This window comes from uncultured Sphingomonas sp. (assembly GCF_913062585.1).
Lineage (GTDB): Bacteria > Pseudomonadota > Alphaproteobacteria > Sphingomonadales > Sphingomonadaceae > Sphingomonas.
On sequence record NZ_CAJXWX010000012.1, the window covers coordinates 54,710 to 71,744 of the forward strand.

The 17,035-nt window shown below is 62.2% G+C and carries 17 protein-coding genes; 2 read left to right on the forward strand and 15 right to left on the reverse strand.

What is annotated here, in order from left to right; translation table 11 throughout:
- Positions 1-34: 34 nt before the first annotated feature.
- From QZ546_RS09845 to QZ546_RS09915, 15 genes are all read right to left on the reverse strand, one after another.
- A complete protein-coding gene (locus tag QZ546_RS09845) occupies positions 35-1,435 on the reverse strand; it encodes a UdgX family uracil-DNA binding protein (RefSeq protein WP_294236615.1) in 1,401 nt (466 codons plus the stop codon).
- Between the two features lie 164 nt (positions 1,436-1,599).
- Positions 1,600-2,085 (reverse strand): hemerythrin domain-containing protein, encoded by a 486-nt coding sequence (locus QZ546_RS09850; protein ID WP_294236617.1) that lies wholly within the window; start codon positions 2,083-2,085, stop codon positions 1,600-1,602.
- Positions 2,086-2,151: 66 nt separating this feature from the next.
- A complete protein-coding gene (locus QZ546_RS09855) occupies positions 2,152-3,396 on the reverse strand; it encodes a putative DNA modification/repair radical SAM protein (protein WP_294236619.1) in 1,245 nt (414 codons plus the stop codon).
- 116 nt (positions 3,397-3,512) lie between these two features.
- On the reverse strand, positions 3,513-3,845 hold the full coding sequence (locus QZ546_RS09860) for a hypothetical protein (RefSeq protein WP_294236621.1): 333 nt from the start codon (positions 3,843-3,845) through the stop codon (positions 3,513-3,515).
- 156 nt (positions 3,846-4,001) lie between these two features.
- Positions 4,002-5,528, reverse strand: a complete 1,527-nt coding sequence (locus tag QZ546_RS09865) for a hypothetical protein (RefSeq protein WP_294236623.1) — start codon at positions 5,526-5,528, stop codon at positions 4,002-4,004.
- A 103-nt stretch (positions 5,529-5,631) separates the two neighbouring features.
- Positions 5,632-5,934, reverse strand: coding sequence for a phage tail assembly protein (locus tag QZ546_RS09870; RefSeq protein WP_294236625.1), 303 nt, complete (start codon positions 5,932-5,934; stop codon positions 5,632-5,634).
- Positions 5,931-6,503 (reverse strand): hypothetical protein, encoded by a 573-nt coding sequence (locus tag QZ546_RS09875; RefSeq protein WP_294236627.1) that lies wholly within the window; start codon positions 6,501-6,503, stop codon positions 5,931-5,933. Before QZ546_RS09875 ends, QZ546_RS09870 begins: the two co-directional genes overlap by 4 nt.
- Positions 6,504-6,740: 237 nt before the next feature.
- On the reverse strand, positions 6,741-8,159 hold the full coding sequence (locus tag QZ546_RS09880) for a phage minor head protein (protein WP_294236629.1): 1,419 nt from the start codon (positions 8,157-8,159) through the stop codon (positions 6,741-6,743).
- Between the two features lie 2 nt (positions 8,160-8,161).
- On the reverse strand, positions 8,162-8,632 hold the full coding sequence (locus QZ546_RS09885) for a hypothetical protein (protein WP_294236631.1): 471 nt from the start codon (positions 8,630-8,632) through the stop codon (positions 8,162-8,164).
- Complete coding sequence (locus QZ546_RS09890; RefSeq protein ID WP_294236633.1) at positions 8,629-10,434, reverse strand: DUF935 domain-containing protein; 1,806 nt, start codon at positions 10,432-10,434, stop codon at positions 8,629-8,631. Before QZ546_RS09890 ends, QZ546_RS09885 begins: the two co-directional genes overlap by 4 nt.
- A 3-nt stretch (positions 10,435-10,437) precedes the next feature.
- Positions 10,438-11,013, reverse strand: coding sequence for a hypothetical protein (locus QZ546_RS09895; protein ID WP_294236635.1), 576 nt, complete (start codon positions 11,011-11,013; stop codon positions 10,438-10,440).
- Positions 11,014-11,116: 103 nt separating this feature from the next.
- A complete protein-coding gene (locus QZ546_RS09900) occupies positions 11,117-11,452 on the reverse strand; it encodes a helix-turn-helix domain-containing protein (RefSeq protein WP_294236638.1) in 336 nt (111 codons plus the stop codon).
- Positions 11,453-11,541: 89 nt separating this feature from the next.
- The gene (locus tag QZ546_RS09905; RefSeq protein WP_294236640.1) at positions 11,542-11,853 is read right to left on the reverse strand and encodes a hypothetical protein; all 312 of its coding nucleotides are present in this window, start codon (positions 11,851-11,853) and stop codon (positions 11,542-11,544) included.
- A 22-nt stretch (positions 11,854-11,875) separates the two neighbouring features.
- Positions 11,876-12,622 (reverse strand): ATP-binding protein, encoded by a 747-nt coding sequence (locus QZ546_RS09910; protein ID WP_294236642.1) that lies wholly within the window; start codon positions 12,620-12,622, stop codon positions 11,876-11,878.
- Between the two features lie 28 nt (positions 12,623-12,650).
- On the reverse strand, positions 12,651-14,618 hold the full coding sequence (locus QZ546_RS09915) for a hypothetical protein (protein ID WP_294236645.1): 1,968 nt from the start codon (positions 14,616-14,618) through the stop codon (positions 12,651-12,653).
- Between the two features lie 1,008 nt (positions 14,619-15,626).
- Between QZ546_RS09915 and QZ546_RS09920 the strand changes: the two genes are divergently transcribed.
- Positions 15,627-16,340, forward strand: coding sequence for a DUF4163 domain-containing protein (locus QZ546_RS09920; RefSeq protein ID WP_294236646.1), 714 nt, complete (start codon positions 15,627-15,629; stop codon positions 16,338-16,340).
- Positions 16,337-17,032: a VIT family protein gene (locus QZ546_RS09925; RefSeq protein ID WP_294236648.1), complete on the forward strand. Its 696-nt coding sequence runs from the start codon at positions 16,337-16,339 to the stop codon at positions 17,030-17,032. Before QZ546_RS09920 ends, QZ546_RS09925 begins: the two co-directional genes overlap by 4 nt.
- The last annotated feature ends 3 nt before the right edge of the window (positions 17,033-17,035 follow it).

A 17,035-nucleotide genomic window follows, 5' to 3' on the forward strand; every position in this document is an offset into this window, starting at 1 on the left:
ACTTTATGTTGGAAAAGCCGATGGGCAACAACGGTTAAGCCAACAGCGCCGCCGCCGCCAGCTTCAAATCCTCCACGAACCGCGCATATTCGACCTCTTTCGCCGCCGGATCGGGCAGGCGGAGGAGGTAGCTGGGGTGCACCGTGATGAACGCGGTGCCGCCATCGGGTAGTGTCAGCGCCTTTCCCCGCTCGCGGCCGATGGTCATCACCTTGCCGAACAGGGACCGGGCCGCCGTGGCGCCCAGCGCGACCGTCACCTGCGGCTGGATCAGCAGGCGTTCCTGCTCGACCCACCAGCGGCAGGCCTGGATCTCGCCCGCATTGGGCGAGCTGTGGATGCGGCGCTTGCCGCGCGGCTCGAACTTGAAATGCTTGACCGCGTTGGTGACATAGGCGCGCGCGCGGTCGATCCCGGCCTCGGCGACGGCGCGGTCGAAGACCTGGCCGGCGGGGCCGACAAAGGGGCGGCCTGCCAGATCCTCCTGGTCGCCGGGCTGCTCGCCGACGAACATCAGGGCGGCGTCGACCGGCCCCTCGCCGAACACCGTCTGCGTCGCAGGCGCGTAGAGCGGGCAGCGGGTGCAGGTCGTCGCCTCGTCGCGCAGTGCGTTCCATGCCGCCTGCGCATTGCCGCCGCGCCCCGTGCGCACATCCGTTCTGGCGGTGTCGATCATGCCCGTCTCCCGCGCCTGCGCGCCTGCGATCAGTTGGGAGACCAACGCGGTTTCCGGCATGTTTTTCCAGTATTTGCGCGGCATCTCCTTCAGCATCGCGCCGATCTTCACGCGGGCGGGGTTGAAGATGCTGGCATAATAGGTCTTCCACACCGCCTCGGTCGGATCGCCTTCCGGCGCATCGGCCTTGGTTGCACCTGGGCCTTCGGACAGGGTCTTGCCGTCCCAATGCAGCGACACCTCGGGCGTCAGGATCGACCAGCGCATCGTGGTGAAGCGGTTGACGAAAAAGGCCGCATTGGCACGCACGATATGATGTTCGGGCTCGAACCAGGCGACATAGCGGGGGCCGTCATCGTCCTCGGTCTCGCGGAAGCGGAGAAAGGCGCGCATCTTGTGGATGTCGCGCCGCACCGCCTTGGCGAGCCGATCGAGGCGACGGATCAGCGGATCGGCTTGGTCCTCGATCAACCGGGGCTGGAGGCCAAGCCGGTCGAGCGCGGTGTGGAGCAGTGCGAAGCGTTTCGGGTCGTTCGACAGGATGACGCTGCGTGCAAGGTCGAGAAAGGCGCGGGATACTTTGAAGCCCGAGCTGGTCGCCACCGGGCGGTCGTCGGCGATGGTGCCGAACAGGTCGGCAGCCTGCTCGCCGACCTGCCACACGACCTGATCGGGCGGGACGCCGTCTGCGACCAGCCCGCGTGCGGCGTCCCGCCATGCGTCGAAATCGTCGGGGGCGGAGAGGGTTATGATGCGCATACCCCCTCATTCCTCCCCTGCAAGGGGAGGGGTACCATGCATAGCATGGTGGAGGGGTGTCCCCGGCCGCGAGGGCGGTTTCGCTCGCGACCGGTGACACCCCTCCGTCAGGGCTTCGCCCTGCCACCTCCCCTTGTAGGGCAGGGATAGCTTACGCCCGAAGATCAATCGCGCTCGTCTCCGCCGGGCGGGTTGGCCTTGGCCTCCTTTTCCTCGATCGGCTTGCGCTCTTCATAGATGGCCGCCAGCTTTTCCTCGGTCGCGTCGTCGAGTTCCTTCTCGGCGGCGGGGAACATCTCTTCCTCTTCCTCGTCGATATGATGCTCATAGCGATGGCGCATGTGGAAGAATTTGGATTCCCACTCGTCCGATGCGAAATCGAGGTCCATCATCTCGCCGAGCAGATCGTCGATCTCCTTATGCTCCGACACCGAATGGCGGGCATCGTCGCGCAGGTCCGGTTCGGCGAGCATCGTGGCGTAGAGCGATTCTTCTTCGGCGGCGGCATGGCTCTGGATCTCGATGCGGAATGCCTCGAACAGCTTCTTGCGCTTGGCGCCATCGCCCTTCAGCTCGGCAAGCTCCTTCAGCATCACGCGCTGCTTGTCGTGATCCCGCTTCAGATCGGCATAGATGTCGGCGGTGGCCATGATCGTCTCCTTCGTGGGGTCCAACGGCGCAACATGACGCCCGTTTCACCCGCGAATCACTCTCACTCAGCCAAAGAGTTCGAGCTGTTTGCCTTTTGGCTGGACCAGCGGCTTCAGGTCGGCCCGCTCCGCCAAGGCCACCGGCCGCCAGTCCTCGGCGATCAGGAAGGGGCGCAGCTTGGTGATCGAGACGGTCAGCCGCCCGACATCCTCCAGCCGCAGCTTGCGCCATTTGCGGGTGGCGATGATCCGGTCCACCGCCTTCACCCCCAGCCCCGGTACGCGCAGCAGCATCTCGCGCGGCGCGCGGTTCACGTCGACCGGGAAATGCTGGCGGAATTTCAATGCCCAGGCGAGCTTGGGGTCGATGTCGAGCGGCAGCATCCCCGTCGCCTCGTCCGCCGCCGCCGCCACTTCGTTCGGGCGATAGTCGTAGAAGCGCATCAGCCAGTCGGACTGGTATAGCCGGTGCTCCCGCATCAGCGGCGGGCGTTGCAGCGGCAGGACGGCCGACGCATCGGGGATCGGGCTGAACGCCGAATAATAGACGCGGCGCAAGGAGAACCGGTCGTACAGCGCCGCCGCGCGCCCGACGATGTCGCGGTCGGTCGCGGCATCGGCGCCGACGATCATCTGGGTCGACTGGCCGGCGGGCGCGAAGCCGGGGGCGGACTTGTACTTCTTCGCCGCGTCCGTCCGATCCTCGATGGCGGTCTTCACATCGGCCATCGCGCCTTCGATCCGGGCCGCATCCTTTTCGGGCGCGAGCCGCCGCAGGCCGCCGACCGTGGGCAGCTCGACATTGATCGACACGCGGTCGGCATGGACCCCGGCCAGACGCACCAGCTCGGGATCGGCATCGGGGATGGTCTTCAGATGGATATAACCGCGAAAGCCGTGATCCTCGCGCAGGGACCGCGCGACCTCGACGATCTGCTCCATCGTATAGTTGGAGGACTTGATGATGCCGGAGGAGAGGAACAGCCCCTCGATATAATTGCGCCGATAGAAGGCCAGCGTCAGGTTCACCACCTCCTGCGCGGTGAAGCGCGCGCGGCGGACGTTCGACGACTTGCGGTTGATGCAATAATGGCAGTCGAAGATGCAGCTATTGGTCAGCAGGATCTTCAACAGCGAGATGCAGCGACCGTCCGGCGCATAAGCGTGGCAGATGCCCATGCCCTCGGTCGAGCCGATCCCCTTGCCGTCGCGGCTGTTGCGTTTCGACGTGCCCGAAGAGGCGCAGGAGGCGTCATATTTCGCCGCATCCGCCAGGATCGCGAGCTTCTCACGGGTATCGAGTTGCGCCATTTGTTCGATATACGTTCTTTGATTTCGGCTCTCAAGAGGAACCGGTAGAGAGAGACATAGAGAATGGCACTGGCGGGATAAACCGAGACAAAATGAGACAAAGCGAGATAGGCCGTTCACGTGGCGGGCTGTTCGCGAAACCATTCGGTCGGGATGCCCATGCGCCGCGCCGCCGCCGCCAAACGTGCTAATGCCGCGTCCGCGATCTTCGCAAAGTCCGTCATGGCGAGGCGCTTTACCTGTGGCACCGTGAGGCCGCTCAACGTCGCAACCAGTTGCAAGCCGAGCGTTGCCGGTTGGTGACGGAAACGGTCGAGCAACAGGATATCGCCCGGTTCCAGTCCGCGTAGCGAGATGTCGACAATCTGCTTTTCACGCTTCGGGCCATGCGCGCCACTCAGGACGATCGTGACAGGTTCTGAGAGGGTGAAAAGAAGCTGCTGAGACACGTCTTAGAACCTTCTGGAAATAGACCGAACGATGGGCGGGGCCGGTGGAGGAGAAAGCCACCGACCCCGCCGTATCGTCCTTCGTTCCCCGAACCGACCCGAATGGATAATCATCGGTCGAGGTGACGTTGAGCGGCTTGCACCGCCAGGACGAAACTATGCCGCGCCTCCCATGGCAGGACCGCGCGAGACGGAACGGGACACGCTTGCTGTGACGTGACCGGGTGTGCTGATTTTCTGAACCTGCGCACCCTTGGCACCGTCACCCTTCAAATGGATATCGACCTGCATCCGCGCCGGTTTCATCAGCGGGCTCGAAGCACTGGGGGCGTTCTGCAATGCACGTTCCCAGACGCCACGACGATTGGGGATAGCCGGTCGCGGCTTTGCCGGTTGCGGGGCAGGCGTAGACTTTGACGGACCACTCATCATCGCGTCGAACGGGTCCCAAGTCAGCGCGGACCAAATCTTGCTTTCGATGCTGTTGCCGGTGTTATCGAAGCCCGCTCGCTTATCGATGCCAGCGCCGATACGGTTCAATTCGCCCCAAGCCTTCGTCGCTTTGCCGATCCATTCGACCGTGGTGACAAGAGCGCTTGTGATGGAACCGACACCATCGGCAACGGCCTTCCAATCGACCTCCCGAACAAAGCGATCGGCGCGGTCGAAAAGCTTGGTCATTTCGTCCGAGGCGCGCTGTGCCCATGCGTCCAGCTTGCCTTCCTTTTCCAGACGATCAGCCCAGTCCAAGACTTCCTGCAACCGGCCTTTGACGCGATCAAAAATGCCCTTGTTGGCGACGGAAACCTCAAAGTTCGTCACCTTGTCCGTCAGGTTGCTCCATATACCCAGCAGCGTTTTGGACTGCCGCGCCATGCCGCCACCGCTGGACTCACGGAATATCCCCAGCAAAGTATCCCGGATTTTGGTCGCGTCCTTGGCGACCGATTTGGAAACCTGCTTGCCGTTGCGGTCGAAATATTGAAGCGCGACCTTGCTGCCATGGGTCGAACCCACGATGCCCAGGTCAAGCAACCGCTCCCACTGAGCGCGCATGGCGTCGCCAACCGCCAAGGCCACGTCCTCAAAGCTGCGACCAACGGATGACGCCTTATCGCCGATATCGGTCATCGCGCCATTGAACGGATCGATGCCCTGATTCTTGGCGGTAATGAACGCCGTCATGACCTCGCCAATTTCGTAAGGCGTATCGGCCGCGAACTTTTGGATAAACCGGATAGCGTCCTGCGCCGCTTTGGCGGAATGCAGCGCGGTTTCCAACTGCACGCGGTATTGCTCGAACTGAGCGCCGTTGCTGATGACGCCGCGCGCGAACATGCCCGTCGCAGCAACGCCGCCAGCGGCCAACAGACCAGCGCCGCCGATCGCGAAGCGCCCCGCTCGTAATGCAACCGCATCGATCGCGCGGCTTGCGTGACTTGCGCCCCGCTCGATGCCGGTCAGCCCTGCACGCGCGAACCGGGTGGCGGCGGCATTTGCTCGCGTGAGTATCGACGGAAGGCGACCCGCTACACGGTCGAGTTGCGTGCTTTGGCTCCGCGCCCGCATCGATTGCGATGCCAGCCCACCCAAACCAGAGGTCAGCCGCTGCGTAGACTGCTGAGCGCGACGAGCTGGCGCGCTCCATCGGTCCACAGCCTCCAAGATCAGCGACAGTTTCACGCTTCGATTACCTCCGGCCTTTGATCGAGCCACATTTCCACGTCAGACCATTCGAGCGCCATGAGTTCAGCCGGGGACCAGCGGAAGGCGCGTGCGAGTTCGCCTAGGCAGTCGCGCCAATTGATTGGCCATTCGGTGACGATGCCATGGCCAAGTCCCCCAAAGGGCCGATATCCTCCGCGTCGAACTTCTCGACGACATAGAGGTCGATACCTGAAAGCTTTGCGATCATGTTCAGCGTCAACTCAATCGGCTTGTCACGGAACCGATCGATCAGCTTGAGGTCACTCCCGATCGCGCGACGAAGCGTAACTTCGGTAATTCTGTCGTCTTGCTGGAGCCCCACCAACGCCGCGCCTTTGGCGTCGAGTGTAAGGGGATGGAGGAGGGTATAGGGCTGGCTCATACTGCTTTCTCCGCTTCGTTAAGTTGACCGGCGGCGATCAATTCCCGCCGGATTTTCCAGATTCGTGATTTGGACACCTTCACCGCTGCGGCGATGTTCGAGACGGGAGCGCCTTCTTGCAGGCGCTGTAAAACCGATGCCTGGAGTGATGCCCGATTGGCCCCGGCCCGCTTTTGTACCTTCTCAGGCAGTTCCCCGTTTTCCTTTAAGGATCGCCTGATGAGGTAAACTGTCCGCTCAGTGCACCCGAGCCGCCGCGCTGTCGCCACGACCGCCACCCCTCGAAGCGCATCTGAAAGGATGACCTCTCGACGGCCTCTCCAGCCGGACGATGGGCAGAGAGGGAGTTGAACGACGACACCCCCCAATTCACCGGCCACGGCCTTTGCCCTGTCATGGCCGATTGCTTCACTGAGAGGGTGATCCGGTCGAGGGTGGATCGGGATGTAGATGGAGCGTCCACCAAAGCGCGCCCACGCGCTATCACGGCACTCAGCCCCGAACAGTCTTTCGGTGACTTCCAGAAGGTCCAGCCGACCGTCCCAGTAATCGTCAATCGCGTCATCCATGCCACCGCTCATCAGAACTATTTCAGGCGGAATGCACTGTATCGGCGCTGTCGATATACATGACGCACGTCAGGCGACTGTATGAAAGGGCGGGAAGGTATCGCCACACACCGGCGCCCACTGCCCGTCTATTGAGAACGACGTCGCCGGGGTCTATGTAGACCAGGCGTTGCGCGCCGTTTCGGGCGTTCGGTCTAGGCCTCGTGCATAAGACAGCGCAACCGCTTTTCGCTGTGCTCATACAGACTCCGGTGCATTGTCACTGGCGATGCCCCCGAAATTTGACCCTGTGGCGCTCAAACCCGCACCGCCATTAAGGTCGAACCAGCAGCCGACTGCGGTCAGGCCTTTCCCTCGTGCCTCAGAACCAACATGACTATGCACTGGCAGAGATTGCAGGTTGATCGGCATTGGAAGGCCAAACGCCGCAAATTCCTCCTGCTCGCTCTCTCCGTCGCCTCCGGCTAAGCCCGAGCCCTGCGCACCGTCCTGCCAGGCCAGCTTGCCGACACGGAGCGTATCTAGGTCGATATCGCCGTGATCCACGGTCCAGCCGTCACGACCTACGTCCACGACGCGGCTCGCACGACCTTCGCTGTCTACCGTGACGTAGCGCCGCACAAGAACGGCAGCGCCATTTGCCGCACGTCCCCAACTCCACCATATTTCGCGCGGGTGTGCGATCGTCTCGCCAGCGCCGCCAACATCGCCTTGCGGCATGACGGTTTCGCCATTCCGTTTGAACCAGTCGAAGGACATTGCGAGCGGCCATCCGCCGCGATCGGTGAACACCTTCCCCTTGCGAACGTCGCCAGCTTCCATACCGAACGGTTTGAAGAACGCCTTTAATTCGGCAGCCCCATTTGCACGCATAGGGCGTGCGACAGGCGGCTTTCGGTCGCCGGGCGCTGGCGGCAACGGGGCGGGTGCCAGCCCGCTCAGACGGGATTTGCCGACATTGTATGACCAGCCGGCGTCTATCCCCTCTTCCAGTTCCGAGACTTCCCCGGTCCTGTTGTTCACCCACGCCTTAGCGGGAAAGTACGGCGGCGATTCCGTGACCTCCCAGCCCTTTTGCGCCAACTGGCGGGCGCTATAGGCAACGGCGGTGCAGCGGCATCGCCAGCCGCATGGTCCATAGTGGGTATCCCACCACGGATCATCCACAGGCTTGATCGTCCCATGCCATGCGTGATGCTGCGGCCGTTCCCGACCATCCATGACCGACACATATCGAAGGTATGGAAATGCCTTTTTCTGCCGCTCTATGCGGTCCCACCGCCCCGCCTGATAGGATGCGCGGGTATTGACTGAAAAGATGGTATCGAGCCGGGCCGGGCTCCCCAGTTGGACTTCCTTGACCTCCCCAGTCAGCGGGTCCGCCATTTCCTGACGACCCCACCAACCCAGCTTCTGTAGCGTCGGGGTCAAGTTCGCCTGGAACGTCTCCAAGGTCGTGCCATTGACGATCGCGGAATCCACCTCCGCCCGGATCGTCTCCAGCACGTCGCGCGTCATGGCCTTTGCGACGGTGAACGACCGCCCATGTTCCTCATGCCAAACGTCCTGCCACGAATAGCCGAAGGTGAAACCTTTGGATTGGAAACGGTCTACCGCTTCCCGTGGCGGCGCGACTGGTATCGACTGATCGGCCATGGTCAGGACGCCAGCAGCCGAAAGCCATTGGCGAGGGTGATGGCTTTGCCGTCCGCCAGTGTGACGATCGCCGGTGGCGTCCACCGCTTGCCTTGATAGGCCACAACGCCCGATCGGATCGCGACAAAGCCAGCAACCGCCCCGATCGCCCGATGATGGCAGACTTGGGCTAGGCAAGCGTTCACGGTGGCGGTGGCATTGAGCGTGTAATGCGCCCGGCGCTGGATGCCGTCAGCGTTCGCGACCTCATGAAACACCGTTGCCGCCCCCTCGATCGGGACAGGGGCTCGCAAGGCGATGCTATCATGCTGTCCCATTTCCGCGCCCGCTTCGACCAGCAACCCCAGTGGACTACCGCCCGCGTCATGGTCGAACCGGGGAACATCGGCGGGCGCGACAGAAAGCGTGCCGTCCGATTTTCGATAGGGCGCAACGGAAGGCCGCTGGAACGCGAAAAGGGCCGCAAAACTCACGACTGCCCCCGCACATCGATGTCACCCGCCAGCCGAGCGCCAAAGCCCGCCCGTGCCAGCCGTTCGGTCAGTGCGGCAGGGTCCATCCGCTCAATCGCATCGATCAAGGTCGCCTTGATTTCCTCCAAGCTCGACGCTTGCGCGACGATCTGCCGCACCGGGTCGAGTACCGGTTCCATCAGTTGCTCCCACCCGTCGAGCGCCTGTCCCACCGCATTATCGACGCTATCGCGGATCGCGACGGGTGCCGCATCTGCGACAGCGGCACCGCCGCCCCGAGTCCGAATTGCCGATTCAGAAGGTTTCAGAAGGTCTAAGAAGGCCACCCGACCGTTTTCCGCCCCGGTGGGGGCTGGAGGCGCCCCGACGCGCTCCTGAGCGCCGCCTAGCAGGCGATCGGCTTGCGCATCCGAAAGCATGGGGAACGCGACCGCCATCAACGCCCGCGCGCGATCCATAGGCATGGTGCCAGCCTCGACGGCCGCAGCCATTTCGCTCAGCGACGCCAGTTGTGAGCCGGTCAGCAAAGCGGGCTGGCCCACACTGGCACCGCCCACGGTCAGCTTGCGCCCACCGGGCTTGGGTGCGGGCAGGCCCGCACGGTCGCGCACCTCATCCGCATCGATCTCGACGCCAAGCGCCGCCAGCGCCGTTGCGGCCTCCGTCAGCGCCTTCACGTCCACGGCGGTAGGACGCCCGATGCGCAAGCGCGGATAGCGCCGCCGCACGCCCCGGTTGAACATCACGATCGGCTTGACGAGCTGGTCATTGAGCGTCGCGGCAACCAGTCCCGCGTCCGCCCTCTCAATGTCCTCTCTTACCCCGTCATGCACCTTGTTGCCGCCGTCACCCAAGCCGCCCTGCTTGCCATCGGTGGTGCCGGTCTGACCGAGTACGACCTTGGACAATTGCCCATCGCAATATTCCGCCTTGGACCGCCACAGGTCATTCGGAGCCGTCCCGACCTTGGGGTCAATGAACTCGACGTCCATCGTTTTGGGAAAGGCGGCCGCCGCGTCGCTGCCCAAGGTCGCCAGCGCGTCCAAAAGGACATTGATGTTGGTTTCGGTTTCGCCATTATCGTATTTGCCGATACGGAGAGGCGTTCCGTAGTTTTCGAGGAACGCGACCCAATCCTTGATCGCGTAATTCTTGAACATGTACGACCATGCCGCCGCGCGCGCGATGCCGCCACGGATCGGCAGGCCCGACTTTGCTTGATGATAATGGGTAATGAACTTGCACGGCGGCATGGGTTGCGGGCCATTGATATCCCGCAGGCAAAGGGTGGTGCCGTCCACACGATCGAACTCGAAAAATCGGGGATCGCGCCAGATGAGTTTAGCGGGCAACCACGTGGCGTCGGTGAACTCCCATATGATTTCCGTGACGCTGAAGCCCTTGCCGATCGCGTCGAGGATATTGAAAATCTCAGTCTGGATCAGGTCGCGGGTCATCCAGTCGCGGACCAACTGGGCATCGGCCTTGTCTTCCTCGCTATCGCCCGCCGCCACGACTTCGATTGGCAACTGTGCGACCTGCCGCTTTCGCGTTCCCAAGACCGATAGATAATGGAGGTCCTTTTCCTCCATCTCCTCTGCCAGTTCGAGATAACCGATGGCATCGCCCTGCTCTGCCGCCAGCAAAAGCCCAGCCAAGCGGCGGGGCGTCAACCCTTGCGCGGGATGCCCCGACAAGATGGAACGCAAGCCCATCGTCTGTGGCGCGGCGATTTCCTGAGTCAGTGTGGCGGCACGCATCGGCGTGCCGTCCAGCCGGATCAGAGCCGGGGGCGATGCCATAGATCAGCCCTGCCCGTTCACGGCGCGACGGGCCGCGTTGATGTCTTCGACCAATTGGCTCTTGCGCTGCTTGAGCTCCGCCAACTCGCGATCGATCTTGGCGAGGGCGGCATCACGGTCGGCTTGCCGCATACCGGCGTCGGCCTCCGGGAAAAGCTCGCGCACCAGGTCGGGGATCATGACCTCAATTCGATCCGCCAACAGGCAGGTCAGCGCCGCGATGTTAAGCTCGGTCGATATCTGCCGCCCCGCACCGAAACCGGGCTGCTGCTGCTGCTTCTCCAGTGTCAGAATCTGGAGACTGCCTTTGGCGTTGTTCGGCGCATCGAGATTGCTGTATTTCTCGTGCCTGCCGTAGCGAGCCCGCAACTGTGCGGTCAGTTGGGTTTTGAAAGTGCGAGCACTTTCCGCAAGACCACGGATATAGACGGCGATGATGTCGTCTGTATGAGGTGGCGCTGCCGCAACGTCATTACGCTCATATTCGAGCGTCGTAATCTGTCCTTCGACGGTCGTGATTTCGTTGCGGATGCTTTCGATCGTGCTAGCGAACGATGCGATAGCCGTCTGATGAGACATTCGGAAATCTCCATAGGTGCAAAGCCGAAAGGATGATGGCTCTGTCTGATCTATGGAGAGGGATAGGATACGTTAGGACCTGACACCTGTCAGGAAATGATTTTCAGTCAAACAACTGTGGCTGCCTATAATCATCCTCTTCACGCAAGAGGCGATATACATGGCGTTCCGAATAACCCGTTTCGCGCGCAATCTGTACGATTGTCAATGACCGCTTTCTCATCTCCAGAACGCGCGCCCTGAGTTCCGCTTGTTTAGGGATCGAAATTGCGCTGCCGCCAGCCCATGCGGCAAGGCGATCGGCGGCGTCCCGCCCGATCGCGACGCAAATCGGATGATGCGAGCCGATGGTACGCGGCACGTACAGGCCAGTACCGCCGAACTGGCGGGCAAGGTCACGGGCCGCCGCCTCGCCAATCGCATCGGCGATTTCGTCCATGGCGTCTTGGCCCGCGACCCTGTGTCGTTCAGTCATGACGAATGCCGCCAGTCCGAGTCAGAGAATGGGTGTGGAACATGCAACGGCAATCACTGCCGTTGCATCGTGGCGGCCTGTTGCCCGGTGGAAGTCCGAGACTGGGCCGATAGCTCGCCATCCTTGACCAACTCGTACAGCCGATCGATGTTCGGGCCGGTCATGCCCAGCAACGCCAGAGTGGCTTTCAGCAGGGCTTGCAGCGTATCGACGGCTTTCTTTCCTCCGTCATTGTCCGCAAGCTCATGCGCCTGGACAAGAAGGTCAGCGGCTTGCGAAACCAGCAAGTCTACATCATTGAGCGCGTTGTACGGGCTCTCGTAAGACTTGAACGTGTTATCCAGCGTATAATCTGCGAATGCCATGTCACTCTCTCCCAATATATAATTAAGCCGCCAGAGCCTCCGCAACTATCGAGGCATCAATGACGCCGCCGCCCGATAGATCGCGCATGAGTGGAATTTTATAGTCTACCAGACTACGCAGACTCCTGCTCGTCCGTGACGAAGAGTAATGCTTTATGACAGCCGAAATTGCGCGACTATCCGCAATGCCGTGCGCTTCAAGTATCATCTTTATGTCGTCATTTTCAACACAGCTATAATCGAACTCTTCGATATAGCGGGCACGATCCGCAACCGCGTCCGAGATAACCGACTTCTTGCCTTTGGAAGATGACAGCGCAAATTCGTTGTTGCCGACGAAGACCAAGCCTATCGGAACGGGGCCGTAGCAGCGATCCACGTCGTTCCAGTAGCGCAGGGTTTCGATAGCATCACGCGACAGGCATTGGGCTTCATCAAATATGATAGTCCGATGCGGCAGGTTGCTGGCACCCATTTGTTCAGCCCAAAGGCCGATCAATTGGGATAGCTGACGCTGCACCTGATATGTGTCATGGTACACATAGTTGTTGTAATCCGTCGTGATCTCCCGGATTGCCATAATGATCTTTTGCATGACCATACGGGCACCCATGCCGGTTTTTCCGGTGCGGTTCAGCTTAATGACAACAACATTCCCCTTCTGCTCTTCTGAAAAGGTGTTGATAGCCGTCGTCTTTCCGATGCCCGGAGGACCGGAAAAGATCGCGATACGCCGCTGCTCATGGACCTTACGAAGCATCGTAAGCATGGAGGTGCCTACGGAGGTAGGCACGAACTTAACTGTTTGCTGCAAGGCGCTTCTCCTCTGCTTCTACGATAAGGCGACGACGGCGCTTGGCGCGCTCGCTCTCTGTCATCGCGGGTGGTTGATCTTTCGCGCCTTCGATCCTTGCCCCGGCAAAGCGGCTCGCTTCGCTGGACATGTCGAGGTCGATAAGCGGCGCTGGCGCGGCACGCGTGGGCAACTGTGTGACGTTGGCGGCGTGAACCTCGGTGGGCGCGATCGGCCGCAACTGGCGGCGGCGCTGGCGAGCCGCGCGCTCATTGTCCCGCTGATCGCGGCCGGATGCGACAGCCCCCGCCAGTTCCATCGGCAGGTACGGCATATCGAGTTGCAGAACCGCCCAACCGAAGTCGGGAAGGTCCACCATCGGCAGCGCGTCCCGCTGGTAGGGGAACGCGATCGAGACGGTTTCCCCATTGGGCAGTTCGGGATGCCGATACAGCTTACCGCCGATCGATACCGCCCCGCGATCCACCCGACGCGTGTCATGGCGAGCGAACGCCGCCTCTAGCGCCAGCGGATCAACGCGAACCGGACGCCAACCGGCTTCGACCTTAGCGGCGTACCAGTCGGCTGGACTGCGGCCCTTGAAATAGCCCGACTTGATGGCGATCGTCTCGAATACTTCGATCCGCTCGTTCGCCTCGACACAGAATTGCTCGAACGTACCGTGATAAGGCTTGGGAGGCTTGCCCACGTTCTGGGTCTTTTTGTCCATGCGGTTGCCGCCAGCCCAACCCAACATCTGCGAAAATACGAAGCGGTCGAGTGTCGCGAACTTGCTTTCGATCGGCTTCGACGCGCCTGAATAGGGCTTTGCGCTGATGATCGTTCGCGCGCCGGGATCGTTGATAAGTTCCAGAGCCGCCCTGATCTTGTCGAACATCGCAAATTCGGTGCCGTTGTCGCGGTACAGCTTTTGCGGAAAGCCCCATTCGGGATGCGACACCATGGCCTTGAAGGCTTCGATTACATGTTCCTGTCGGACACCTTCACCCGGAGCCAAGAGGACGAAGTAGCGGAACACGCGATGCGTCCCCCAGTCCATGAAGGCGATCATTTTAGGCCACGTCGTCGAGCCGTCCGCGCGCCGCACGATGCAGTCGAGCGGCTTCACGTCCATCACGACGATTTCCATGGGTGCGAGGCCAGACGCATCGCGGGTGATACGCGGCTTCATATCGTCCCAGCGCTTGCGGTCGTTCTCCCGCACGTCGAGCAACCGGGCGGATTGCGCCTCCATGATGCGACGTTGCGAGACGTAGAAGGCCGGTGCGGGCAGTTCGATGCCCCGCAACCTCAGGTCGCGCTTGAACAGCGTCAGCGTGTCGCGGCGGACCTGTTCCCATCCGGCGCGTTGCGCCGGGGAAGCCCATACGCGACGTATCAGCAGGTCGATTTCGTCGCTGATCGCCGCCAGTTCATCGGTGGGCCGCTTCGACGCGATCCACGCCGCATCGAATTGCCGCGACACCCACACGCGACGAACGCCCGCGTCAGACGGCAGCTTGCGCGCCAGGGCGTTGCTATCGCCGCCCGACCGTTCCAGCCGCTCTATCCAACGGTAGATGGTGCGGACCGGCTCGTTCCACTTGGTCGAGGCGCGAAGGACTTCCGCCTTGCGCTCCGGCGATCCGCGGGGCGCTTCGATCGCCTCTTGGATGACCCGATAGCGATAGTTCGCGCGCTCGCCTTGATTCGGCGCTGGACGATAGCCGCAACCGATCGCGGGCAGCGGCAGGTCATCGCCCCAATAAGCTTCCTGTATCGGCAGTGGCAGGCTGGATAGAGCAATCTCATGCCGCTTTCCGGCCTTTCCGCCGCGCCCCTCAACATGACGGACCCGCATTCCGGTAGCGTCAAGCATTGCTCTCCGAGCACGCTTCCTTGCAGCCTGTTCGCTGATGCCTGCGAGTTGCGCCAACTCGCTGATGGTCAACCAGTGTTCAGCGCCACTCATATTAGGCGGCACTTTTCGAACTGGCGGCAACGATGCGAGCGCGCAACTCGATCGCTTTAGGGCCGGGATTTTTGCCTTGCAGAACCTTCCAAGCCCGACCGGGCTCTACGCCGTTAGACCGGCACCACCCTCCAAGTGTCCCACCGTTCAGAATGAAAGCTGCTCGAACAGCTTGCAGAATGTTTGGCAGTGGTTGCATACCCCGCGCCATGGCAAAGCCTCATAAAACCGATGCTTCAGTGTATGCGAACTTTGCAAGCGATTTGTCAACATCGTTTGCAAGGCTGTTGCCCAAATCTGCCGATGACGTAGCTGACTTCCTATATGCAGCAGGCGTTGCCCTCGCTCAGAGGGAGGCTGATTTAGCGCGAACGTTGAGGGTTTCCCGTGCAACGGTTTCGAGTTGGAAGGCACGGGGTGCCATCCCTCCGACGCACCTCGACTGGTTCAGCAACGAGTTTGCTTACGCCGTACTGACTGCCCCACCAGCCCCCCAGTTCGATTTACGACATGCTGGCGTTCGAATTGCTATCCGGCTGATTCAGCAATCCGCCTTCAACCCGTTCGGTTTGCGGGGGCTGTCCGACTCAGAGGCGGCGGATATTTGCGCTGCGTATTTGGGGGGGCTTGCCCGCCTTGGGTTGTTCGTTGCGTGGCGGTTAGGTGTGTCGGATACCGACGATCCCGAGCAGCCAACAATTGATACCTTGGGGGCTATCGCGCGGTCGATTGCTCCCCGAATGATGTTTCATACATCGGTTTCGCAAGAGGTTTCGCAATCTGGCGAACTTTAAGGAAAAACCGCGCATTTCAGCGGCTTTTGATTGCGAAACCCAATTACATAGAGATTGGCACCGATACCCTCTTAGGATGGCGGATTTGCGCGGTTTTTCTGAAAATTTGAGGTTTCCTCACCGCAATCGTTAGTGCCAATCTCAAAAAACCGCTCCACCGGCCGGCTTATCGTCCGTACAGGCGAGCGAGCGTGGTAGCGTGGGGAAATCGGTGATGGGCAAGATGATGATCGCACTGGCGTTGCTGGGCACCGCCGCCCCGACTTGGGCGCAGGACGTGGCGAGCAAGGCGACGACCGCCGATTACGAATTCGGCTATGCCTATCCGGCGGCCGCCGCGCGGGTGCCGGGGTTGAAGGCATGGCTGGACGCCGACCGTGCCCGGCTTCGCGCCAAGACCGCCCGCGACGGCACGGCGGCGCGGCGCGATGCGGCGAAGTCGGGCTTCCCCTATCGCCGCTACTCCTATGACCAGACCTGGAAGCTGGTGACGCAGACGCCACGCTTCGTCAGCCTGTCGGGCGACAGCTATGACTATACCGGCGGTGCGCATGGGGCGCCCGCCTCCTACGGCCTGGTCTGGGACAAGGCGGCGGGGCAGCGGCTGGCGCCCAAGGCGCTGTTCACCTCGGTCGCGGCGCTTCAGGCGGCGACGCGGACCGACTATTGCGCGCGGTTGAAGGCCGAGCAGCGGCGGCGTAACCAGGGGAGCGTGTCGGACATGAACATCTGTCCGCCGGTCAAGGATTTGACCCTGTTGCTGGGCTCCACCGATGGCCGGGCGATCAACCGGATCGGGCTGATCGCCGACCCTTATGTCGCGGGCTCCTATGCCGAGGGGGCCTATGAGGTGACGTTGCCGGTGACGCGTGCGATCCTCGCGGCGGTGAAGCCTGCCTATCGCACGGCCTTTGCGGTGCAGCGGTGACCGGGCCGCACCGCGAACGGCATCGGATCGACCGGGCCGGATGGCTGCGCGCGTCGGTGCTGGGGGCCAATGACGGTCTGTTATCGACCGCCAGCCTGGTCGTCGGCGTGACCGCCAGCGGCGCGGATCGCTCGGCGATCCTGGTGGCGGGGCTGGCCGGGCTGGTCGCGGGCGCCTTTTCGATGGCGGCGGGCGAATATGTCTCGGTCAGCTCGCAGGCCGATCTGGAAGCGGCCGATCTGGCGCGGGAAAAGGCCGAACTGGCGGACGATCCGGCTGCGGAGGAAGCGGAACTGGCAGCGATCTACCACGCGCGGGGTTTGAGCGAGCCGACCGCGCGGGCCGTCGCGCGGGAATTGATGGCGGGCGATGCGCTTGCCGCCCATGCCCGCGACGAACTGGGCATCACCGATGAAGGCGCCGCGCGCCCGGTCCAGGCGGCGCTGGCGTCGGCCGCGTCCTTCTCGGTGGGGGCGGCGGTGCCGCTGTTGCTGGCCATCCTGGTCCCGCACGATGCAGCGCTGCCGGGGACCGTGGCGGGCGTACTGGTCTGCCTCGCAGTGCTGGGCGCGGTCAGCGCGACGGCGGGCGGGGCGAGCAAGACGAGCGGCGCGGTGCGCGTCCTGATCTGGGGCGCGCTGGCCATGTCGGCGACGGCGGCGATCGGGCATCTGGCGGGAACGGCGTTGTAGGGC

Coding starts and splice junctions, on each gene's coding strand:
- QZ546_RS09845 (WP_294236615.1), bottom strand. CDS start 1,435: ATGCGCATCATAACCCTCTCCGCCCCCGACGATTTCGACGCATGGCGG.
- QZ546_RS09850 (WP_294236617.1), bottom strand. CDS start 2,085: ATGGCCACCGCCGACATCTATGCCGATCTGAAGCGGGATCACGACAAG.
- QZ546_RS09855 (WP_294236619.1), bottom strand. CDS start 3,396: ATGGCGCAACTCGATACCCGTGAGAAGCTCGCGATCCTGGCGGATGCG.
- QZ546_RS09870 (WP_294236625.1), bottom strand. CDS start 5,934: ATGAGCCAGCCCTATACCCTCCTCCATCCCCTTACACTCGACGCCAAA.
- QZ546_RS09875 (WP_294236627.1), bottom strand. CDS start 6,503: ATGGATGACGCGATTGACGATTACTGGGACGGTCGGCTGGACCTTCTG.
- QZ546_RS09880 (WP_294236629.1), bottom strand. CDS start 8,159: ATGGCCGATCAGTCGATACCAGTCGCGCCGCCACGGGAAGCGGTAGAC.
- QZ546_RS09890 (WP_294236633.1), bottom strand. CDS start 10,434: ATGGCATCGCCCCCGGCTCTGATCCGGCTGGACGGCACGCCGATGCGT.
- QZ546_RS09895 (WP_294236635.1), bottom strand. CDS start 11,013: ATGTCTCATCAGACGGCTATCGCATCGTTCGCTAGCACGATCGAAAGC.
- QZ546_RS09900 (WP_294236638.1), bottom strand. CDS start 11,452: ATGGACGAAATCGCCGATGCGATTGGCGAGGCGGCGGCCCGTGACCTT.
- QZ546_RS09905 (WP_294236640.1), bottom strand. CDS start 11,853: ATGGCATTCGCAGATTATACGCTGGATAACACGTTCAAGTCTTACGAG.
- QZ546_RS09910 (WP_294236642.1), bottom strand. CDS start 12,622: ATGCTTACGATGCTTCGTAAGGTCCATGAGCAGCGGCGTATCGCGATC.
- QZ546_RS09915 (WP_294236645.1), bottom strand. CDS start 14,618: ATGAGTGGCGCTGAACACTGGTTGACCATCAGCGAGTTGGCGCAACTC.
- QZ546_RS09920 (WP_294236646.1), top strand. CDS start 15,627: ATGGGCAAGATGATGATCGCACTGGCGTTGCTGGGCACCGCCGCCCCG.